The sequence below is a fragment of the Sulfitobacter pontiacus genome (genome assembly GCF_040790665.1).
Classification (GTDB): domain Bacteria; phylum Pseudomonadota; class Alphaproteobacteria; order Rhodobacterales; family Rhodobacteraceae; genus Sulfitobacter; species Sulfitobacter pontiacus.
In genome coordinates, this window is sequence record NZ_CP160849.1 from 1054172 (window position 1) to 1075188 (window position 21017).

18 protein-coding genes are annotated in these 21017 nt (G+C 61.5%); 12 read left to right on the forward strand and 6 right to left on the reverse strand.

Translation table 11 applies throughout. The annotated features are described in order from the left end of the window. Positions 1–63 precede the first annotated feature (63 nt). The 5 genes from AB1495_RS05230 (at position 64) to AB1495_RS05250 (ending at position 8995) form a co-directional block, all read left to right on the forward strand. A complete protein-coding gene (locus AB1495_RS05230; RefSeq protein ID WP_005850489.1) occupies positions 64–1071 on the forward strand; it encodes a MoxR family ATPase in 1008 nt (335 codons plus the stop codon). Beyond that, complete coding sequence (locus tag AB1495_RS05235) at positions 1068–1952, forward strand: DUF58 domain-containing protein (protein WP_074636497.1); 885 nt, start codon at positions 1068–1070, stop codon at positions 1950–1952. The genes AB1495_RS05230 and AB1495_RS05235 overlap by 4 nt, the downstream gene beginning before the upstream one ends. Beyond that, entirely contained in the window at positions 1949–4711 is a 2763-nt protein-coding gene (locus AB1495_RS05240) for a DUF4159 domain-containing protein (RefSeq protein WP_074636499.1), read from the forward strand. The genes AB1495_RS05235 and AB1495_RS05240 overlap by 4 nt, the downstream gene beginning before the upstream one ends. Beyond that, positions 4708–6750 carry a hypothetical protein gene (locus AB1495_RS05245; RefSeq protein WP_074636501.1) on the forward strand — a complete coding sequence of 681 codons (2043 nt, stop codon included), beginning with the start codon at positions 4708–4710 and terminating at the stop codon, positions 6748–6750. Before AB1495_RS05240 ends, AB1495_RS05245 begins: the two co-directional genes overlap by 4 nt. A gap of 103 nt (positions 6751–6853) precedes the next feature. Continuing rightward, positions 6854–8995: a response regulator gene (locus tag AB1495_RS05250; RefSeq protein ID WP_074636503.1), complete on the forward strand. Its 2142-nt coding sequence runs from the start codon at positions 6854–6856 to the stop codon at positions 8993–8995. On the opposite strand, the gene yaaA is transcribed toward AB1495_RS05250, so the two are convergent. The 4 genes from yaaA to AB1495_RS05270 all read right to left on the reverse strand — a co-directional run bounded on the left by yaaA (position 8980) and on the right by AB1495_RS05270 (position 12660). Then, positions 8980–9759 carry a peroxide stress protein YaaA gene (gene yaaA / locus AB1495_RS05255; RefSeq protein WP_074636505.1) on the reverse strand — a complete coding sequence of 260 codons (780 nt, stop codon included), beginning with the start codon at positions 9757–9759 and terminating at the stop codon, positions 8980–8982. The genes AB1495_RS05250 and yaaA overlap by 16 nt on opposite strands. A gap of 29 nt (positions 9760–9788) precedes the next feature. Further along, a complete protein-coding gene (recQ, locus tag AB1495_RS05260) occupies positions 9789–11834 on the reverse strand; it encodes a DNA helicase RecQ (protein ID WP_074636507.1) in 2046 nt (681 codons plus the stop codon). A 109-nt stretch (positions 11835–11943) separates the two neighbouring features. After that, positions 11944–12231 (reverse strand): YggT family protein, encoded by a 288-nt coding sequence (locus AB1495_RS05265; protein ID WP_005850500.1) that lies wholly within the window; start codon positions 12229–12231, stop codon positions 11944–11946. Positions 12232–12333: 102 nt separating this feature from the next. After that, complete coding sequence (locus AB1495_RS05270) at positions 12334–12660, reverse strand: BLUF domain-containing protein (protein ID WP_244268944.1); 327 nt, start codon at positions 12658–12660, stop codon at positions 12334–12336. A 201-nt stretch (positions 12661–12861) separates the two neighbouring features. On the opposite strand from AB1495_RS05270, the gene AB1495_RS05275 reads away from it, so the two are divergent. The 6 genes from AB1495_RS05275 to AB1495_RS05300 all read left to right on the forward strand — a co-directional run bounded on the left by AB1495_RS05275 (position 12862) and on the right by AB1495_RS05300 (position 18252). Next, entirely contained in the window at positions 12862–14235 is a 1374-nt protein-coding gene (locus AB1495_RS05275) for an MFS transporter (RefSeq protein WP_074636510.1), read from the forward strand. Then, positions 14232–15167 (forward strand): penicillin-insensitive murein endopeptidase, encoded by a 936-nt coding sequence (gene mepA, locus AB1495_RS05280; RefSeq protein WP_074636512.1) that lies wholly within the window; start codon positions 14232–14234, stop codon positions 15165–15167. The genes AB1495_RS05275 and mepA overlap by 4 nt, the downstream gene beginning before the upstream one ends. A 2-nt stretch (positions 15168–15169) precedes the next feature. Next, positions 15170–16036 carry an esterase-like activity of phytase family protein gene (locus tag AB1495_RS05285; protein ID WP_074636514.1) on the forward strand — a complete coding sequence of 289 codons (867 nt, stop codon included), beginning with the start codon at positions 15170–15172 and terminating at the stop codon, positions 16034–16036. 92 nt (positions 16037–16128) lie between these two features. Continuing rightward, positions 16129–16749, forward strand: coding sequence for a queuosine precursor transporter (locus AB1495_RS05290; protein ID WP_037954002.1), 621 nt, complete (start codon positions 16129–16131; stop codon positions 16747–16749). Positions 16750–17081: 332 nt separating this feature from the next. After that, positions 17082–17504, forward strand: coding sequence for an alternative ribosome rescue aminoacyl-tRNA hydrolase ArfB (gene arfB / locus AB1495_RS05295; RefSeq protein ID WP_074636516.1), 423 nt, complete (start codon positions 17082–17084; stop codon positions 17502–17504). A gap of 202 nt (positions 17505–17706) precedes the next feature. Continuing rightward, positions 17707–18252, forward strand: coding sequence for a hypothetical protein (locus AB1495_RS05300; RefSeq protein WP_037942593.1), 546 nt, complete (start codon positions 17707–17709; stop codon positions 18250–18252). A gap of 87 nt (positions 18253–18339) precedes the next feature. On the opposite strand, the gene pncB is transcribed toward AB1495_RS05300, so the two are convergent. Further along, complete coding sequence (gene pncB, locus AB1495_RS05305; RefSeq protein ID WP_009825586.1) at positions 18340–19632, reverse strand: nicotinate phosphoribosyltransferase; 1293 nt, start codon at positions 19630–19632, stop codon at positions 18340–18342. A 125-nt stretch (positions 19633–19757) separates the two neighbouring features. Here pncB and AB1495_RS05310 point away from each other — a divergent pair, with 125 nt between their 5' ends. Further along, positions 19758–20417, forward strand: coding sequence for a MarC family protein (locus AB1495_RS05310; protein ID WP_074636517.1), 660 nt, complete (start codon positions 19758–19760; stop codon positions 20415–20417). Here AB1495_RS05310 and pncA read toward each other — a convergent pair. After that, positions 20404–21000: a bifunctional nicotinamidase/pyrazinamidase gene (pncA, locus tag AB1495_RS05315; RefSeq protein ID WP_159431871.1), complete on the reverse strand. Its 597-nt coding sequence runs from the start codon at positions 20998–21000 to the stop codon at positions 20404–20406. The two genes, AB1495_RS05310 and pncA, sit on opposite strands and share 14 nt — an antisense overlap. Positions 21001–21017 lie beyond the last annotated feature (17 nt).

Here is a 21017-nt window from a genome sequence, read left to right on the forward strand (position 1 = left end):
GCCATTTCCTGTTCACACGATACACTTACATCTAACTGATATAACCCCGAGGACGCAAAAGTCATGACCCAAGCCCGCGATATGGTAGCAGAAATCGAGACGCTTGGCGAAAAGCTGGCCGAGGCGAAGGCGTCGATCAACCGGCGTTTCATCGGGCAGCAACGGGTCGTTGATCTGACGCTGACGGCCCTGCTGTGCGGTGGCCACGGGCTGCTTATCGGTCTGCCGGGTCTGGGCAAGACGCGGCTGGTCGAAACGCTGAGCACGGTAATGGGGCTGGATGGCAATCGGGTCCAGTTCACGCCCGATTTGATGCCTGCCGATATTCTGGGGTCAGAGGTGCTGGACACCGCCGCCGATGGCACCCGCGCGTTCCGCTTTGTCGAGGGGCCGATCTTTTGCCAGTTGCTGATGGCGGACGAGATCAACCGCGCCTCGCCGCGCACCCAGTCGGCTTTGCTGCAGGCGATGCAGGAAAAGACCGTGACCGTCGCCGGACAGGACCGCGCCTTGGGGCATCCGTTTCACGTGCTCGCCACACAGAACCCCATTGAACAAGAAGGCACCTACCCGCTGCCCGAGGCCCAGCTTGACCGCTTTTTGGTGCAGATCGACGTGGCCTACCCCGACCGGGAGACAGAGCGGGATATTCTGCTGGCCACCACAGGGGATACCGATGCGCAGGCCGCCCCCGTCTTTACCACGGCAGAGCTACTGGCCGCGCAAACGCTGCTGCGGCAGATGCCGGTGGGTGAATCGGTGGTCGAGCTGATCCTTGATCTGGTCCGCGCCTTCCGCCCTGACGGGCCTGATGCCAGCCCGCAAGTGCGCGATACCGTGGCGTGGGGCCCCGGCCCACGCGCCGCGCAAGCGTTGATGCTGACGGTGCGGGCGCGCGCTTTGTTGCAGGGGCGTCTGGCACCGTCGGCGGAGGATGTCATCGATATGGCCCGTCCTGTGTTGCTGCACCGTATGGCGCTGAACTTCGCGGCGCGCGCCCGAGGCGACAGCCTATCTGCGCTGATTGACACAACCGCTGCCAGCCTGATCGGGAAAAAGGCCGCGGCGTGAACAGCCCCGACACCCTTCGCATCCGATCAGAGGAGCAAGCCGCCCGTTTGCCCGCGCTGCTGGCCCGTGCAGAGCATCTGGCCGGTGCAGTCCTGCTGGGGGCCCATGGGCGTCGACGCGCAGGGGTCGGGGATGATTTCTGGCAATACCGTCCGGCACAAGCCGGGGATAGCCGCCGCAGCATTGATCACCGGCGTTCGGCCATGGGGGACCATGAGTTCGTGCGCGAACGCGAATGGCAGATCGCGCAGTCGGTCATGCTTTGGGTCGATCAGGGGGCGTCCATGCGCTTTGCCTCGACGGCTGCGTTGGAACAGAAGGGCGACCGCGCGCGGCTGATCGGGTTGGCGCTGGCGATCCTGCTGCAACGGGGCGGTGAACGGGTCGGGCTGACCGGCAGCGCCCTGCCCCCGCGATCTGGCAGGCCGCAGATCCTGCGCCTTGCCGAAGCCCTGTGTCAGGACGACGCCGCCGACTACGCCCCGCCGGAACATCGCGCCATGATCCCCCATGCACGGGCTGTGTTTATCTCTGACTTCATGGGGGATCTTGCGGGGGTGACCACCGCGCTGACCAAAGCGGCGGACCGCGGGGTGCGCGGCGTGCTGTATCATGTGCTGGACCCCTCGGAAGAGGCCTTCCCCTTCACCGGTCGCACCATCTTTGAAAGCGTTGGCGGCACGCTGCGCCACGAGACCTTGAAAGCGAACGACCTGAAAGACCGCTATCTGGAACGGCTCGCCGCGCGCAAGGCAGAGCTGCGGCAGCTTTGTGCCCTGACCGGCTGGCAGTACGGGCTGCACCACACCGACAACACCGCACAATCGGCGCTTTTGTGGCTCTATGCGGCGCTGGATACGCGCAGCGGGGGGGCAGCATGACCGTTCTGGGGGGCATCGGCTTTACCGCGCCGTGGATGCTGCTGGCGCTTCTGGCGCTGCCGATCCTGTGGCTGATCCTGCGCGCGGTGCCGCCTGCACCGATCCGACGCCGCTTTCCCGGTGTGGCGCTGCTGCTTGGGCTGAGCGATGATGAAAGCGTGTCGGATCGCACGCCGTGGTGGTTGCTGCTGCTGCGCATGCTGGCGGTGGCCGCGTTGATCATCGGGCTGGCCGGACCGATCCTGAACCCGCAAGAGGAACAGACCCAAGGCACCGGCCCGCTGCTGATCGTGCTCGACGGGTCGTGGGCAGGAGCCACGCGTTGGCCGCAGCAAACCGAAGCGCTAGAGGCGCAGTTGACCCGTGCGGCACGCGCTGGTCGCACTGTCGGTTTTCTGACCCTCACCCGACCAGAAGCACCCGCCTTTCAATCCGCTGACGCATGGCGCAGCCGCCTGGCCGGGTTTGATCCCGCCCCTTGGCAGCCCGCCCCCGCCGACATTGACCGCGCGATAGAGATCGCGGACACGCTTAGCGGTTTCGATACCCTGTGGTTCAGCGACGGGCTAGCCTATGCCGGGCGCGACGCGGTGCTTGATGCGCTTCAGGGCAAGGGCAGCGTCGAGGTCTATCAGACTGGCGCAGACGTACTGGCACTGGCCCCCGCGACCTATGAGGACGGGGCGATTACCCTGACCGTCAAGCGCGCCCTCGCTGGTGCCGAGCGGTCGGTGACCATCACCGCGCAGGGCCGTGATCCCGCGGGCAATATCCGCGCCCTTGCCAGCGTTCCGGCCACATTTGACGCAGGATCAACACAGGCCAGCGCGGCCTTGTCCCTGCCCGCAGAGCTGCGCGCGCGGATCACGCGTTTCGACATCGCGGGCCAACGCTCCGCCGGGGCGGCGACGCTGGTGGATGATGCGTTGCGGCGGCGCGAGGTTGGGCTGATCGCCGGACGCGAAAACCGCGAGGGGCTGGAGCTGCTGTCCCCCCTGCACTACATCGAACAGGCATTGGCCCCCGCCGCCGATCTGATTGAGGGGGGGATTGGCGATGTGCTGCCCGCAAACCCAGATGTGATCGTGCTGGCCGATATCGCGACCCTATCGGAGGCAGAGCAGGCCCCCTTGATCGACTGGATCGAAGCTGGTGGCATGTTGGTGCGTTTCGCCGGTCCACGCATCGCTGCCAGCGACATCAGCCGAGATACCGAAGACCCGCTGATGCCTGTGCGCCTGCGTGCCGGTGGCCGCAGTGTCGGCGGCGCAATGAGCTGGGGCGCCCCGAAAACGCTGGACAGCTTCCGCGAGTCCTCTCCTTTCTACGGGTTAGAGATACCGCAGGATGTGACCGTCTCGGCCCAGGTCGTCGCGCAGCCCGACCCGACACTGGCAGAGCGTGTGATAGCATCGCTGAGCGATGGCACCCCGCTGGTCACCCGCAAGCAGGTAGGACAGGGGCAGATCGTATTGTTTCACGTGACAGCCACGGCCGAGTGGTCGACGCTGCCGCTGTCGGGGCTGTTTGTTCAGATGATGGAACGGTTAGCGATTTCTTCATCTTCCGCCGGTATCGAGGCTTCGGACCTGCAGGGCACGACGTGGACGCCCCTGCGCGTGATGGACGGGTTTGGCACACTGTCTGACGCGGGTACGCTGCCCGGTGTGGACGGGGCTGATCTGATGGCCGCGGCTGCGGGCCCAGACCTGCAACCGGGGGTCTATGCCTCTGGCGATCGGCGCATTGCGCGCAATGTGGTGGTTGCAGATACCACCCTGACCCCCGCGGCATGGCCAGCGGATGTGCCAGTACGTGGGCTTGATGTGGCCGATGAACAGCCGCTTGCCGGTTGGCTGTTGTCCCTGTCGATCCTGCTGCTGCTCGCTGATGTCATCGCGTCGCTTTCCTTGTCGGGGCGGCTGCTCAAGCACAGCAATGCCGCAGGGCTGATTCTTGCGGCGCTGATCTATGCACCGACGCAGGCCGACGCCCAGGCGGACGACAGCTTTGCCCTGAACGCCACGGCGGAGATGACGCTGGCCTATGTGATCACCGGCAACGCGTCGGTCGACGAGATGTCGGATGCCGGATTGCGCGGGTTGTCGGATACGCTTTATTTCCGCACCTCGGTCGAACCTGCCAACCCCATCGGTGTGGATCTGGAGCGGGATGAGCTCGCCTTCTTCCCAATGCTATACTGGCCCATCACCCCCGATCAGCCCCGCCCATCGGATGCGGCCTATCGCAAGCTGAACGACTATCTGCGCTCCGGCGGGATGATCCTGTTCGACACACGTGATGCGAATATCGCGGGCTTCGGGGCCGCCAGCCCCAATGGGCGCAAGCTACAAGACCTCGCCGCGCCGCTGGACATCCCCCCGCTTGAACCCTTGCCTGCGGATCACGTGCTGACCCGCACGTTCTATCTGCTGCAGGACTTTCCCGGACGGCACAGCGGGCGCGATCTGTGGGTAGAGGCATCGCCCCCCGATGCAGAACAGGTAGAGGGGATGCCGTTCCGCAATCTGAATGACGGGGTGAGCCCGGTTGTCATCGGTGGTAATGACTGGGCTGCGGCCTGGGCCGTGTCCTCGAACGGCGCGCCGATGGTGCCCATCGGGCGCGGTTTCGCTGGGGAACGTCAGCGCGAGCTGGCCTACCGCTTTGGCGTCAATCTGGTCATGCATGTGCTGACCGGCAACTATAAATCCGATCAGGTGCATGTGCCTGCGCTGCTGGACAGGTTGGGCCAATGACATCAACCATCATCTTCGACCCGCTGATTCCGCTGCCGATGTTATGGGGCGTTGCCGCACTGGCGCTGGTGGCCGTTGTCTTGGCGGTGCTGCGCGGGTTGCAAGGCTGGGCGCTGCGGGGGGCGGCGATGCTCGTCGTTCTGGCGGCGCTTTCTGGCCCCTCCGTGCAGCGGGAAGACCGCGCGCCGCTGACCGATATTGTCGTGATGCTGGAAGACGAAAGCGCCAGCCAATCCCTCGCAGACCGGCCCGCACAAACCACCGCCGCCGCAGAGACGCTGGCAGCACAGATCACCGCGCGCGAGAACACGGAACTGCGCCGCGTGACCGTGCCCGATGGAGAAGGCGATAGCGGCACGCAGCTGATGACCGCCCTGTCAGAGGTGCTTGCCGAAGAGCCGCGCGCCCGTATCGCAGGCATCCTTGCGCTTAGTGACGGACGCATTCACGACGCCGACCTGCCAGTCGATCTGCCCGCACCGATGCATCTGTTGATGACCGGAAAGCACAGCGATTGGGATCGCCGCCTGTCCGTCCGCAACGCCCCTGCCTTTGCCATCATCGGCGAACCCGTGACCCTGACCCTGCGCATCGACGACCTCGGGGCCGCCCCGCAAAAAGACGCGCTGGCCCCGCTTGAAATTTCGGTCGATGGGGAGCCGCCACAGACCTTCCGCGTCCCCGTGGGGCAAGATCTGGAACTTCCCGTCACCCTGCCCCACGGCGGGCGCAATGTGATCCGGTTCTCGCTGCCCGAGGCCGAAGGAGAGCTGACCGACCGCAACAATGCCGCGCTGATCCAGATCAACGGGGTGCGCGACCGTCTGCGGGTGCTTCTCGTCAGCGGGGAGCCGCATCAGGGCGGGCGTACGTGGCGCAATTTGCTGAAATCAGACAGCTCTGTCGATCTGGTGCATTTCACGATCCTGCGCCCGCCGGAAAAACAGGATGGCGTGCCGGTGGACGAACTTTCGCTGATCGCCTTTCCCACCCGCGAGCTGTTCATGGAAAAGATCGAGGATTTCGATCTGATCATCTTTGACCGCTACAAACGCCGCGGCATCCTGCCCTCGCTCTATCTTGAAAACGTCGCGAATTATGTGCGCGGCGGGGGTGCTGTGCTGGTCGCTGCCGGGGCGGATTTCGCGAGCGCCGACAGCATCTACCGTTCTCCCCTCGGAGAGGTCTTGCCCGCCACGCCGACCGCGCGGGTGATCGAACAGCCCTACCGCCCGCTGGTCTCTGAACTGGGGCACCGCCATCCGGTGACCAGCGGCTTGCCAGAACAGGAAACGTGGGGACGTTGGCTGCGGCAGATCGATGTGGCCGATCCCTTGGGCCATGTGGTGATGACCGGCGAAGATGACCGGCCGCTGCTGATCCTGAACCGTGTGGAAGAAGGGCGCGTTGCGCTCATGGCGTCTGATCATGCGTGGCTGTGGAACCGTGGCTATGAAGGTGGCGGCCCGCAACTAGAGCTGTTGCGACGGCTGGCCCACTGGATGATGAAAGAACCCGAGCTTGAGGAAGAGGCCCTGACCGCCACAGCCGAAGGCCAGACCATGCGCATCACCCGTCGCACGCTGGGGGACGACATCCCCCCTGTCACCCTGACCAACCCCGATGGCAGCACGGCAGAGATCACGCTTTCGCCAGCCACGCCGGGTGTCTTCGAAGGGGTTTACGAAGGCCCCGAGATTGGCCTGTACCGGCTGGAAAATGGCGACCAAAGCGCGGTGATCGGTTTGGGCCCTGCCGCCCCGCGGGAGTTTGTGGAAACGATTGCCAGCGACGAAGCCCTCGCCCCCGTCCTTGCGCCCCTGCGCGGTGGTGTCGCGCGGATCGAAGACGGCCTGCCTCGCCTCCGCGACATACGTGTCGGGCGCCCCGCAGCCGGACGTGGATGGATCGGGCTAACCCCTCGCAACGCCTATGAAACACGTGACGTGCGGCAGATGCCGATCCTGCCCGCGTGGCTCGTCCTGTTGCTGGGCAGCGCCCTGATCCTTGCCGCATGGCTGCGCGAAGGACGGCGTTAACCTTAAAAACAACTCCGCCGCCCGATAAATCACGCAACGCTTAAGCAGTTGTTCACCCCAAGCCCCCCATGATCCCCCCGATAGGAGGGATTCGGAGCTTTGGATGAAACCAGCTGACCAGCTTGCCCATGAACAACGCCGCCGCGCAGAGGTGGAAGCGCTGCTTGAACAAACCCAGGCAGAGCTTTGTGCCGCTTACCGCAAGCTGGATGACCACGCGCAAACTGTCTCTGTCGAGATTTCTGAAACACGGGCGGAGGTTGAAAACATCCGCGGCGAAAACAAACGGGTGATGTCCGATCTATGTGCCGCGCGGGAACAGATCGAACTGACCCAACGCCGGCTGTGGCATTCGGTCGAAACCATCCACGACGGCTTTGCCTTTTTCAACAAAGACAATGAAATGATCATGGCCAATCGGTCTTATCTGGCCGTGTTCGACGGTATTGATGCCATCCGTCCGGGTGTCAGCTACTCTACCATCCTTCGCGTGCTCACCGATGAAGGGATCGTTAACATCGGGCGCCGCACGCCAGAGGAATGGCGCGCCAAGATGCTTCTGCGATCGCAGCAAAAGGCTCCGGCACCCATCATCATAAAGCTTTGGAATGGCGCATATATCAAGATTGTCGATCAAAGGGGAAAAGGCGGTGATATCGTATCACTCGCCCGCGTCATTACCGAAACCGTGGAATATCAACGCAAGCTCGTCGATGCCCGCGCCACGGCCGAGGCAGCCAACAGCGCGAAATCGCTTTTCCTTGCCAAGATGAGCCACGAAATCCGCACACCTATGAACGGGATCGTAGGCATGACGGAGGTGCTTGGCGATACCGCGCTGACCCAAGACCAACGCCTATATGTTGACACCATAAAGACCTCTGGCGAAGCGTTGCTGGTCATCATCAACGACGTTCTGGATTTCTCGCGCATCGAGGCAAACCGGCTGAGCATCCACCCCGCCCCGTTTGATCTGGAACGTGTTTTCCAAGAAGTACTGCTGCTTTTACAGCCCCTTGCGGTGCAAAAGGGGCTGGACCTCGCGCTGGATTACGACCTGTTTCTGCCGCGCAAACTGGTCGGGGATGCAGGGCGCATCAGGCAAGTGCTTACCAATCTGGTGGGAAATGCTGTCAAGTTTACGCAAAATGGACATATCCTGATCCGCGCCACGGGGCTGCCCGACGCGGGCTCTGGCAACGTGCTGATCAAAATCTCTATCGAGGATACGGGCATCGGCATCGCGCCGGACATGATTGAACATATCATGGGGGAATTTACCCAAGCCAGCAGTGACCCCAGCCCCAATGCAGAGGGGACGGGACTGGGGCTCGCTATCTGCCAACGTCTGGTACAACTGATGGGGGGCGAGATTTGGGTCACGTCAGAGCATGGGGTTGGGTCGTGCTTCGGCTTCGAACTGCCCCTGAAGGCCCAAGAGGACAGTGCCGCGCCACCGCTTAAGCCCCCCCCCTTCCTGCGCCATGTCCTGATTGTCGAAAGGGAAACGATCTGCCGATCGATCTTGCAGCGCAATCTGGAACATATCGGTGTGCGCGTGACGTCCTGTGGCACCGGTGAAGCGGGGCTGGCCGCGCTGGACGGCAGTATTGATCTGCTGCTTGTCGACGACACGCTGCCCGATATGGACGGGATCGAATTTGCCCGCGCGGTGCACGTCTCCGACCCCGCGACCGAGGTAATCCTGTACAGCCAGACTCCCGACAAAATCCGCGATAGTATGGATGATACGAGCGTGCGCCGGATCATGAAGAACCCGATCAGTGTCACCGAGCTGCTGGCCGAAGTGTCAACGATGCAGCCGGTGCCTGTTGGTACCCGTCCGATGCGGGTCTTGGCGGCCGAGGACAATAAGACCAATCGTCTGGTGCTTCGAAAGATGCTGCAACGGCTGAACATCGACCTGCAACTTGCCACCAACGGGCAAGAGGCAGTTGCGCTGTTTGAAACCTTCCGGCCCGATCTGGTGTTCATGGACATTTCTATGCCCAAGATGAATGGAAAAGACGCCGCCGCCGCCATTCGTGCGCTGGAAGACGGGGCGAGCAGCTGCCCGATTGTCGCGCTGACAGCGCATGCCATTCAGGACGAAAAGGAAAGGATACTCGCCGCCGGGCTGGATCATTTCCTCACCAAACCCTTGCGCAAGGCGGAGCTTGTGGCGCTCCTTAACCGTTACTGCCCCAACGCGGCTTTCCCGCTGGAGGGTCAGTTGGTGGGATAGGGCCGCACAAATACAGGTTTTTCCGGCGTCGACAGCTCTTTCTGCCATGTGTACCCGCCGATATCGAAATCCTTGATCGCCTCGGCGTCGGTAAGCCGGTTCTGCATCACGAAACGCGCCATCGCCCCGCGGGCTTTCTTGGCGTAAAAGCTGACAATCTTGGGCCCTTTGCCGTCCGATTTATCTTCCATGAACTGTGGTGTCACAACCGTCGGCACCAGCGCCTTAAGGTCGACCGCGCCGAAGTATTCCTGACTGGCACAATTCACCAACGCCTTGCTATTGGTCTGTTCCGCCTGTTCGTTCAACGCTTCGGACAGACGCGCGCCCCAATAGTCGTAAAGCGATTTGCCCTGCGGCGTTTTCAATCGGCTGCCCATCTCAAGCCGGTAGGCCTGAATGGCATCCAAGGGGCGCAGCACACCATAAAGCCCCGACAGAATGCGCAGGTGATCTTGGGCATAATCCAGTTCATCAGGGTCCAGGCTGGTCGCTTCCAGCCCCTGATAGGTGTCACCAGCAAAGGCAAAGGCAGCGGGGCGCACAACATCGGGGGACGGATTTTCCTCGAACGCGGTGAAACGGTCGCGGTTCAGCTTGGCCAGTTTCTCGCTCAGGTGCATCAATGATTGCAAATCGCCAACGCTCAGCTCGCGGGCCACCTTGACCAAGGCGACCGCATCTTCCTGCAGGTCGGGCGTCGTCATAGCGACGTCGCGTGGGGTCCAGTCCATTTTCTTGGCGGGAGAGATAACGGTCAGCATGGATTTTCCTTTTTTGGTCGCAGCAAGAGCTAGCCCGCTTGCTGCAAAACGTCCAGAAATGCGGGGCCAAACCTTTCGGTGCGTTTCTCGCCCAAAATGCGTTCGATGGCATCAAGGTTCGGCGCGTGCAGCTGCGCCACTTTTGCCAGCAGCGAGGTTGAGCAGCTCAACGGTTTTTCGCCGCCATCCGCCCCGCGAGACAAGGTGGTTTGCACTTCGCGCAATTGATCGAACACCGACCCTGCCGCGCGCCCCGCCAGCTTGCGCCGCGTCGGGTGCATCTCGGCGGCGGCCCCATTGATCACCTCTAGAAACGCATCGCCAAAATTCTCGAGCTTTTTGGCCCCCACCCCGCCGATACGGGCCATGGCGTCCAGTGTATCCGGGCGTTTCTCGGCCATCTCGATCAGGGTGCGGTCATTAAAGATGATATAGGCGGGCACTTTGGCGGCTTCTGCCAGCCCGCGTCGCTTCGCCTTGAGCGCAGAGAGCAGCGGCGCGTCCTCGTCGCTGACCATCGCCTTGACCGCAGGACGGCGCTGCGATGCGGCGGCGCGGATACTGTCCCGGCGCAGAGAGATCGACGCCTCCCCGCGCAGGATTGGCAATGCGGCATCGGTCATGCGCAGCGCACCGTGACGTGCGGCATCGGGGCGCACCAGATCGTGCCCCATCATTTGCCGGAACACCGCCTGCCATTCGCGTTTGTCATATTCCTTGCCCACGCCATAGGTCGGTAAATCGCTGTGCCCGCGTTCACGGATTTTATCGGTTTCATTGCCCAGCAGGATGTCGATCAGATGACCTGCGCCAAACCATTCCTCGGTGCGCAGCATCGCCGACAGCGCCTTGCGCACGGCGGTGGTCCCGTCAAACACATCGACAGGCGTATCACAAAGGTCGCAATTGCCACAGGTGACATCGGTTTCGTCAAAGTATTTCAACAGGTTCGCACGGCGACACGCCAATGCTTCGGCCAGCCCCAGCAGCGCGTTCAGCCGTGCATGATCAGCGGCGCGCCGTTCCGGCGGGGCGAGCCCTTCATCGATCTGGCTGCGGCGCAATCGGATATCATCAGGGCCGAACAACGTCAGCGTCTCGGCCGGCGCACCGTCGCGACCCGCCCGCCCGATTTCTTGATAGTAGGCTTCAATGGATTTGGGCAAATCGGCGTGGGCCACCCAGCGGATATCCGGCTTGTCGATGCCCATGCCAAAGGCCACTGTCGCCACCACAATCAGCCCGTCTTCCTGCTGGAAACGGCGTTCGGCGGTGCGGCGGTCGTCCGCCTCCATCCCACCATGATAATGCAATGCCAGGTGTCCGTCGTCGCGCAACGCTTTGGCCAGCCCTTCGGTCTTGGCCCGCGTTCCGCAATAGACGATGCCCGACTGCCCCCTACGCCCTGACGCAAAGTTCAGTATCTGCGCGCGCGGCCCGTTTTTGGCCGCAAAGGCCAGATGGATATTGGGCCGGTCGAACCCGCGCAGGAAGGCGCGCGGGGGGACACCGTCGAATAGTTTCTGAACGATCTCGGCTTGGGTTTCCGTGTCCGCCGTTGCGGTGAACGCGGCCAGCGGAACGTCAAGCGTGCGGCGCAATTCGCCGATGCGCAGGTAATCCGGGCGAAAATCATGGCCCCACTGGCTGACGCAATGCGCCTCGTCCACGGCGATCAGCGATACGCCAACCCGTTTGAGCATGCCCGTAACGGACCCGGCAGCGAGCCGTTCGGGGGCCATATAGAGCAGCTTGAGCGTCCCAGCCTCAAGCCCTTTCCACACGGCATCGGTTTCGTCGGGCGTATTGCCAGAGGTCAGCGCCCCCGCCCCGACGCCAAGCTCTTGCAGCGCGCGGACCTGATCGCGCATCAGCGCAATCAACGGCGATATCACCACTGTCACCCCGTCGCGCAAAAGCGCAGGCATTTGGAAACAAAGAGATTTACCGCCACCCGTAGGCATGATGGCCAATGTGTTTTCGCCGGCGGTAACGGCCTCTACGATCTCTTGTTGGCCGGGGCGGAACCCGTCAAATCCAAAGACATCACGAAGTAGCGTGGCAGCGCCTGACATGAAAAACCCAACTGTATCTAACCTGCAGTTTGCAGAATCTCATAGTCGCGGGCGGGGAACAATCCCTGCCCGTGCGTCCGGCGGGGTCTTTGCCCCAGCAGCCGCCCGATCAGTAGAACAGCGCGGCGTTGTTAATCAGCAGGATACGCAGAACGGCAACGGCGATCAGAACGACCAGCGGTGCCAGATCAAGCCCGCCCATTTGCGGCAGAAAGCTGCGGACCCGCCCATAAACAGGCTCCAACAAGCGATTCAGCCCATCCCAAACTTGCGCCACCAAAGGTTGACGAAGATTTAAAACCTGAAAATTAATCAGCCAGCTCATGATGACATGCGCGATGATGATGAACCAAACGATGTTCAGCAGAAGCATCAGGATCTGAAACAGGGATGTCATAAGGGGGCCTTTCGTTGCACAGCGCGAAAGTAGGTGCGCAGGCATCAAAGAACAAGAGCGGCAGCGCCTTGGCACCGCCGCTCTTGGTAAAATCGCATCACATCACGCTTGCATCGCGTTGATGACGACAGAAAAATCCAGACTATCGACCTGAAGCATGGACCAATCGGCGAAATGCCGTGTCTCGATCGGCTTTTCGTCGAGGATTTTGAAGCCGCTGTGACGACTGTCTTTCTGGATGTTTTCGATCAACTGGCGGATGTCGGCTTCTTCGCCCTCAAGCACCTGACAAAAGTTGCGCCCGTTGTAGGCCAAGGCACCAGTGACGCCGTGTTTTTCATTCTCGCGCACAGCGACGGTAAATATGTCGGCAACATCCGCCTTAGAGACCGAAGGAACTGCGGTGCTGAAGTACAAAAGCCGGATCATCGACATACGGAGCCTCGTAAAATTATCCAAAACATTCTTAACGTTGGCACCCTGTGTAGGCAAAAAGGATTTGAAAAGCGACCCTTTTGAGATGTCTTATGACATACTGATGGGCAATTCACGCTAGCGTTGCGCATAACACCGCTCTTGCGCCGCGTAGGGCTGCTGCACTACCGTCCGTCAAAACAGGAGAAAGCAGTCATGGCAGCCACGTCAGCGCGCAAGAAAATCTGGGGCTGGTACTTCTTTGACTGGGCCAGCCAACCCTATAACACGCTTCTTCTGACGTTTATTTTCGGCCCCTATTTCGCGCAAACAGCAACGGCAAATCTGGTGGACGGCGGCATGGCGCTGGATGCGGCCAAGGCGCAGGCACAGGCCTATTGGGGTTACGGGCTGACGGTTGCGGGGATCATGATCGCGATACTGGCCCCGACACTTGGGGCGGTGGCTGATTCATCGGGCAAGCGGATGCCGTGGATCTGGCTGTTTTCGGGGCTTTATGTGGTGGGATCAGCCGCGCTGTGGTGGACCGCGCCGCAAGATTTCTCGGTCCTGTGGGCGCTCTTCTTCTTTGGCATTGGCCTGATCGGGATGGAATTCGCGACAATTTTCACCAACTCCTATCTGCCAGAGTTGCATCCCGACCCGGGAGAGCGCGGGCGGCTGTCGGGGTCAGGCTGGGCTTTTGGCTATGTCGGCGGTGTTGTGGCGCTGATTGTGATGATCGCGCTGTTTCAGGCGGGTAGCAACGGGCGCACGATGGCGGGGCTGAGCCCGCTTTTCGGGCTGGACCCCGCGACCAAAGCCGATACGCGCATCGTCGGGCCGCTGACCGCAATCTGGTACGCGGTCTTTATGATCCCCTTCTTTCTGTATGTGCGCGATACGCCGGTGACCGGCGCGGCGCGGTACCGCGTGGGCCAAGGGCTTTCTGATCTGTGGGTCACGCTCAAGAACCTGCCGCGCCACCCGTCGCTGCTGGCCTATTTGGGGTCATCCATGTTTTACCGCGATGCACTTAACGGAATGTACACATTCGGCGGGATATACGCGCTTGGCGTATTGAACTGGAGCATTATTGATATCGGCGTCTTCGGGATACTTGCCGCGATTTCAGGCGCGGTGTTCTGCTGGGTGGGCGGGCGTGTGGATCGTGCGATCGGGCCGATGCCTGTGATCGTAACATGCTGTCTGATCCTGATTGCAACGGCCGTGCTGATCATCTCGCTGACGCCCAACTCGATTATGGGCGTCACGCTGGCCGAAGGTTCCTCCGCGCCCGACATCGCCTTTTACATCGCTGGTGCTTTGATAGGGGCGGCGGGCGGAGCGCTGCAGGCATCGTCGCGCAATATGCTGACCCGTCAGGGCAACCCCGACCGCATGACAGAGGCGTTTGGCCTTTACGCGCTATCGGGCAAAGCGACCTCGTTTCTGGCCCCTGCGCTGATCGCCATCGCAAGCGACGTATCCGGCAGCCAACGGATCGGGATCGCCCCTGTCGTAGGGCTGTTCATCATCGGCCTGGTTCTGTTAGTCTGGGTGAAACCGAACGGAGATTTCGCGAAATGATCCTGACACGAATCCTCACATGTACCGCGCTGGCCCTCACGCTGGCGGCTTGCGGCGGGTCACCGTCCAAGCCGAATGCGGAAGCGTCCAAAATCCTGCCGACCATCGGGTCGTCGGGGGGCGCGCGAAGCAACATTCAGGCCAAGAAGCTTTTTGGCGCGAAAGCCGACGGGTCACGGCAGACTTCCGCCGCTTACGGCAGCTATTCCAAGGGCTGCGTCGCGGGGGCACAACAACTGGCGGAAACGGGGCCGACCTGGCAAGCGATGCGCCTGTCGCGCAACCGCAACTGGGGCCACCCGGAGATGATCGATTACATCAAAACGCTCAGCGCGAAGGCCGCGCAGCAACCCGGATGGGAAGGGCTGTATGTCGGCGATATCAGCCAGCCCCGTGGCGGCCCGATGCTGACAGGGCACGCCAGCCACCAGATGGGTCTGGACGCCGATTTCTGGATGCTTCCGCCCAAGTCGCTGTCGCTCAGCCGGGCAGAGCGTGAAAGTATTTCCTCTATCTCCATGCGTCGGGCCAGCGGCGCATATGTGAACAGCAGCTGGACCCCGCAGCACCATCAGGTGCTCAAGGCCGCGGCATCTGATCCCCGCGTGGCGCGCATCTTTGTTTTCCCCGGGGCCAAGGTGCAGATGTGTGCCGACGAAAAGGGCGACCGCAGCTGGCTGCGCAAAATCCGCCCTTGGTACGGGCACCACTATCATTTCCACGTCCGGCTGAGCTGCCCCAAAGGGGCGACCGGCTGCGTCAACCAGGATCCGCCCCCTGCGGGCGACGGCTGCGCCGATGCGCGTCAGTGGCAGGCGAATATCCTGAACCCGCCCCCCCCAAACCCCAATGCGCCCAAGCGCAAGCCAAAGCGCGAACTGCTGCTTGCTGACCTGCCAGCGCAATGCCAATCCGTGCTGGATTCGAACTAAGCTTGCTACAGATCCTTTTTGCCCTCGGCTTTGCCTCCGCTGCTTTTGCGGCGGGTGCAAATGGCCCTATCGCGCAGCATCAGCAGTTGACGTGGGAGCATGACGCCCCCTGGTTCGGTGGCCTGTCCGGTGTCGAGATGCGCGCGGATGGCAAACAGCTTACCGCGATCAGCGACCGCGGGCGGATCATCGTGGCCGATCTGTCGCGCGACGCGCTTGGCACGCTGACGGGGATGGAGATCATCCATTCCGTCGCGCTGCGCGATAAGAACGGCGCGGTGATGGACAAACCCGAGGCCGACGCCGAAGGTCTGGCGATTGCGCCGGATGGCAGCATCTTTATCAGCTACGAAGGCGATCATCGAATCGCGCGTACGAACCTTGCCGACGGCACCCCATTGCAGTTCATCGCCCCGCCCGAGGGCGCATTGCTGCGCGACAACGCCGGATTTGAAGCTTTGGCGTTTGATGCAACGGGCGCGCTTTATGCCTTGCCCGAGGATAACCGCGGCGATCAGATCCCGCTGTACAAATACCAAGACGGCGCGTGGCGCATCGCGGCCTACCTCGAAAATGACAGCCCCTTTGTCCCCGTGGGTGCGGATTTCGACGACGAGGGTCGGTTGTATCTGCTCGAGCGTACGGTCACCCCGCTGGGGTTTCGCACGCGCCTGCGGCGGATCGAACTTTTTGAGGATCAGGCCAGCGCGGTGACGCTGCTGCAAACTTTGCCCGCGCGATACGACAATCTAGAGGCGCTGACCGTTTGGCGCGACGCCATCGGGCGCACGCGGGTGATGATGATATCAGACGATAATTTCCTCTCCGTGCAGGAAACCCAGGTGATCGAGCTGACGATAACGCAATAGCTTGCGCGGATGCCCCGCCTTCCCTACAACGCATGACGTCTGCGATCCCCGCAGGCCAAGTCGCCGCACCCTTGCAAAAAACGGTTTCAAATATGACACGCACCTACCTTCCCGGCATTCTTGCCATGGCTGCCATCGTTGTGGCCTCCAACATTCTTGTTCAGTTCCTCTTTGGCCAATGGCTGACCTGGGGCGCGTTCACCTATCCGCTGGCGTTTCTGGTCACCGACGTGATGAACCGCGTCTACGGCAAGGATGCCGCGCGCCGTGTCGTACTGGTAGGCTTTGTCGTCGGGCTGGTCTGTTCGCTAATCGGGACACAGATCATGGGCGAATTCGGGCCGCTGGTGACCCTGCGCATCGCGATCGGGTCCGGTGTGGCATTCCTCGTGGCGCAATTGGTCGATGTCGCGATCTTCTCTGCGCTGCGCGATGGCACGTGGTGGCGTGCACCTTTGGCCAGCACGCTGGTCAGCAGCACGCTTGATACGTTGCTGTTTTTCTCGATCTCATTTTCCGGTGCCCTGTCGTTCCTGCATCCTGCAACCGATGTGTCCTGGGCGGCCGAAATGTTGCCATTGCTGGGTAGCGGCCCGCTCGCGCCGCTTTGGGTATCGCTAGCCGTTGCAGACTGGTCTGTGAAACTTGGGATTGCGCTTATTGCCCTGATCCCCTTCCGCATCATCACTGCACAACTTTTGACCCGCAGTTGATAGGCACCCTTTTGTGAACCGTGACGGGTGCAGAAAACGTTTTGCGTTTTCAGATTACTGTGCCAGTCTTCAAGTGAGTTCAACAAATGTAAAGGAGGTGATCCAGTGTCAAGAACGGTATTGGAGCGAGGTGTCGGAACAGCTTGGGAGGTATCCCGTTAGGGCAGCCCCTGACGGTTGAAACAACCCGGGTGGATCGCCGATCTAACCGATCCCACCTCCTTAAACCATTCGATTGGGCCGCTCCGCACCGGGGCGGCCCTTTTCGTATCTGGGCGTTCCCCTTTCCCTTGGGTCTGCGCGATGCGATAGTCGCCATGAAGGAGAGTTTGATGCTGCGGATCACGGACGAGATTGCCATTCAGGACTGGGAGCTGACGGAAAGCTTCATGCGTGCCTCCGGGCCCGGCGGTCAGAATGTGAACAAGGTCTCGAGCGCCGTGGAACTGCGGTTCGAGGCCGCGACCTCCCCTTCTATTTCGACGCCGGTCAAAAACCGTCTGCGCAGACTGGCGGGCCGTCGTTGGACGACCGAGGGCGCGTTGGTGCTGCAATGTGACGAAACCCGAAGTCAGGTCCGCAACCGCGAGATTATCCGCGAGCGCCTGAAGGAACTGATCACCGCCGCGTTGAAGCCGCCCAAAAAGCGTATCCCGACGCGCCCCACGCTCGGTTCGAAGAAACGCCGGCTGAAGGCGAAAAAGACGCGGGGCGAGGTGAAGGCGCTGCGCGGGCGGGTAGATCCGCCGGAATAGCCTGCCGCGGGGCCTGCCCTGCGCGCCCGTTCCATCACTTCTATTGCAGCGCCCCTATCTCGCCGTTTTTTGCCGATATGCGCCCCCTATCGGCAAATCGCCGCCATAGCGCCGAATCCGCGCCGGAACGGATCGCCGCGGCCCGGTGTTCCCCTCGCAGACATACAAGCGATGTCTGGTAGTAAATCTAAGGAGAACTCAGATGAAACTTACGACCACAACACTGATCGCGACCCTGATGGCCACCGGCGTTTCCACCGCAGCGATGGCGCAAACCTCTGTTGATGGTGCCGTTGGCGGCGCAGCAGACGTAGGCTCGGGCATCAGCGCTGACGTTGGCGCATCCGGTTCACTATCCACCGATTCCACACTGAAACAAGCCAAGGGTGCCGTGACCGACACCGGCGACACCGCGCAGGAAAACTATGGTCAGTTGATCCAGGAACTGCGCGCCGGTGCCGAAACCGACACGCAGACCCAAGCAGAAATTGATGCGTTCGATGCCGACGCCAAGCTGGACGTCGTAACCGTGTCGGAGCTGAAAGCCTCCAAACAGGGGACCACAACCGCGCTGGACGACGCGCTGGACGCACAAGCCGAGGCCGTTGACGACATGCGCGCCTCTGTTGACGCCAATGCTGACCTGAGCGCAGAGCTGGAAGCCGAAGGCTTCACCTCGGAAGAGGTCGTGGCCGTGCGCGGTAACGGTATGGGCGGTCTGACCCTGATCGTCGACGACCGCGGCTAAGCGATTTGCAGTTATGCCCCGCACCCCACGCAGGCGGCATAAAGCAGAGGGGCCGGTGGGAAACCACTGGCCCCTTTTGCCGTCGGATCAGACGATAACTTTCTGAGCCGCTTGATCGCCGACGCCAAAGACACGTTTGTAACGGTCAATCTCTGACTGCGGGCCCATTGCTTTGTTAGGGTTATCCGACAGCTTCACCGTCGGGCTGCCGTTCGCCTTGACCGCTTTGCACACCAACGAAAACGGGGCGAGCGCGTCGTCAGGCACCAGCCCGCGGAAATCATTTGTCAGCAAGGTGCCCCACCCGAAGGAGGCTTTGACCTTGCCCGCGAACTGTTGATGCAGTTCCTTGATCTTGGCGACATCCAGACCGTCGCTGAAAATAACCCGCTTTTCGCTGGGGTCTTCACCGCGGGACTTCCACCAGTCGATCGCGGTCTGTGCCGCCACCGCCGGATCACCACTGTCGACGCGGATGCCGGTCCAGCCCGCCAGCCAGTCGGGCGCGTTATCCAGAAAGCCTTTCGTGCCGTAAGTATCAGGCAGAATGATGCGCAGGTTACCTTCGTGTTCGTCGTGCCAGTCTTGCAGAACGTCATAGGGCGCTTGCGCAAGTGCGGCGTCGTCCTTGGCCAATGCAGCATAGACCATCGGCAGTTCATGCGCGTTGGTGCCGATCGCCTCTACCTCTCGGCTCATGGCGATTTTGCAGTTTGACGTGCCGGTAAAGGCGTCGCCCAAGCCTTCCTGCATGGCCTGCACGCACCAATCCTGCCACAGGAACGAATGGCGACGACGGGTGCCGAAATCGGCGATGGACAGATCGGGGATTTCCCGCAGGGCTTCGATCTTTTCCCAGACACGGGTCATGCCGCGCGCATAGAGCACCTGCAGTTCGAACCGGCCCATACGGTCCAGCACGGCGCGGCTGCGCAGCTCCATCAGGACGGCGAGGGCGGGGATCTCCCACAGCATCACCTCGGGCCACGACCCTTCGAATGTCAGCTCGTATTGGTCGCCCTTCCGCTCTAGATGATAGGGCGGCAGGCGCAGGCCCTCGAACCACTCCATGAAGTCGGGGCGGAACATCTGGCGCTTGCCGTAAAAAGTATTCCCACGCAGCCAGGTGCTTTCCCCACGGCTGAGTGACAGCGACCGGATGTGATCTAGCTGTTCGCGCAGCTCGCCTTCGTCAATGAGATCGGCCAGCGGGATATGCTTGGAACGGTTGATCAGGCTGAATGTGACCTGTGTTTCCGGCTTGTTGCGAAAAACCGACTGGCACATCAACAGCTTATAGAAATCCGTATCGATCAGGGACCGCACGATAGGGTCGATCTTCCACTTGTGGTTCCAGACGCGGCTTGCAATGTCGACCATGTTCAAAGCTCCCTTAGGCGGTGTGTTTGTGGCCCATCCATCTTGTACGGGCAAGGGAATTGCCGCTGACACAGTGCAAAACCTGTGGTAATCCACCGACTTAACCCCCTAAGGAGCGCTGCTAGATGCTGGAATGGCCCAATCTCTTGCGAGAGTTGATTACACTGTTTGTCGTGATCGACCCTATTGGCAGCCTTCCCGTCTTTCTTTTCGCGACGGCCAATGTGCCACAACGACTGCACAAAAGCTTTGCGCTGCGGGCCGTACTGGTTGCCGGTCTGGTCTTGCTTGGGTTCCTCGTGGGCGGGCAATATCTGCTTGAGAACCTTGGGCTGCGGCTGGGGTCGTTTCAGGTCGCGGGCGGGATTATCCTGTTCCTCTTCGCGCTCAGCATGATTTTCGGCGACCCGAAACCGACACAGGAAATCGAGGCGGCAGAGCGGGATCATCTCGCCGGTGCGGTCTTTCCGCTCGCCATGCCGTCTATCGCCTCTCCGGGGGCGATGCTGGCAATTGTGATCCTGACGGACAACCACACCAACCAGATATCAGACCAGTTGGTCACGGCAGGCCTGCTGGTTGTCGTGCTGCTGTTCACGCTTGTGCTTTTGTTGCTCGCGGGGCGGATCGGTCACCTGATGGGGACCACGGGCGCCAGCGTGATCAGCCGCGTCATGGGGATCATTCTGGCGACCGTCGCGGTGGATGCCACGCTTGGCGGGCTGGATGCGCTGGATATCCTCAACATCGCCCCCGTCGAAGACGCCCCGCTTAGCGCAGAGTAACCCCCGCCGCCGTCATCGCCGCGCGGGCGGCAGAAAGCGACCCGTCCAGATCAATCGCACGACACAGGTCCAAGCGGACCTCGACATCAAAGCCCAGCTTCGCCGCGTCCACGGCGGAAAGGTTGACGCAGAAATCAAGCGCCAGCCCGACCATCGTCAGCTTGGTTATGCCGCGTGTCCGCAAATACCCTTCAAGACCGGTAGGCGTCGTCTGGTCATTTTCGAAGAAGGCAGAATAGCTGTCTATGGCGGGGTTGTACCCTTTACGAATGATCATATCGGCACGGGTTTGATCCAGCCGCGGGTGGAACGCGGCCCCGTTGCTGCCTTGGACACAATGATCCGGCCACAGCACCTGCGCGCCATAGGGCATCTGCGTCACCTCGAACGGCACCTTATCCGCATGGGACGACGCAAAGGAGGAATGGCCCGCCGGATGCCAGTCCTGCGTTAGAACCACCGCATCCACCTGCCCCATCAGCGCGTTGATCCCGTCGACGATGGCGTCGCCGTCTGTCACCGCAAGGGCGCCGCCGGGGCAGAAATCATTTTGCACATCAATCACGATCAGGGCGTGGGTCATATCGGGTTCCTCATGGG

Bases quoted from the DNA above. Each gene is read 5' to 3' on its own strand.
- AB1495_RS05230 (WP_005850489.1), top strand. From the start codon at position 64: ATGACCCAAGCCCGCGATATGGTAGCAGAAATCGAGACGCTTGGCGAA.
- AB1495_RS05240 (WP_074636499.1), top strand. From the start codon at position 1,949: ATGACCGTTCTGGGGGGCATCGGCTTTACCGCGCCGTGGATGCTGCTG.
- AB1495_RS05245 (WP_074636501.1), top strand. From the start codon at position 4,708: ATGACATCAACCATCATCTTCGACCCGCTGATTCCGCTGCCGATGTTA.
- AB1495_RS05250 (WP_074636503.1), top strand. From the start codon at position 6,854: ATGAAACCAGCTGACCAGCTTGCCCATGAACAACGCCGCCGCGCAGAG.
- yaaA (WP_074636505.1), bottom strand. From the start codon at position 9,759: ATGCTGACCGTTATCTCTCCCGCCAAGAAAATGGACTGGACCCCACGC.
- recQ (WP_074636507.1), bottom strand. From the start codon at position 11,834: ATGTCAGGCGCTGCCACGCTACTTCGTGATGTCTTTGGATTTGACGGG.
- AB1495_RS05265 (WP_005850500.1), bottom strand. From the start codon at position 12,231: ATGACATCCCTGTTTCAGATCCTGATGCTTCTGCTGAACATCGTTTGG.
- AB1495_RS05270 (WP_244268944.1), bottom strand. From the start codon at position 12,660: ATGATCCGGCTTTTGTACTTCAGCACCGCAGTTCCTTCGGTCTCTAAG.
- AB1495_RS05275 (WP_074636510.1), top strand. From the start codon at position 12,862: ATGGCAGCCACGTCAGCGCGCAAGAAAATCTGGGGCTGGTACTTCTTT.
- mepA (WP_074636512.1), top strand. From the start codon at position 14,232: ATGATCCTGACACGAATCCTCACATGTACCGCGCTGGCCCTCACGCTG.
- AB1495_RS05290 (WP_037954002.1), top strand. From the start codon at position 16,129: ATGACACGCACCTACCTTCCCGGCATTCTTGCCATGGCTGCCATCGTT.
- arfB (WP_074636516.1), top strand. From the start codon at position 17,082: ATGCTGCGGATCACGGACGAGATTGCCATTCAGGACTGGGAGCTGACG.
- AB1495_RS05300 (WP_037942593.1), top strand. From the start codon at position 17,707: ATGAAACTTACGACCACAACACTGATCGCGACCCTGATGGCCACCGGC.
- pncB (WP_009825586.1), bottom strand. From the start codon at position 19,632: ATGGTCGACATTGCAAGCCGCGTCTGGAACCACAAGTGGAAGATCGAC.
- AB1495_RS05310 (WP_074636517.1), top strand. From the start codon at position 19,758: ATGCTGGAATGGCCCAATCTCTTGCGAGAGTTGATTACACTGTTTGTC.
- pncA (WP_159431871.1), bottom strand. From the start codon at position 21,000: ATGACCCACGCCCTGATCGTGATTGATGTGCAAAATGATTTCTGCCCC.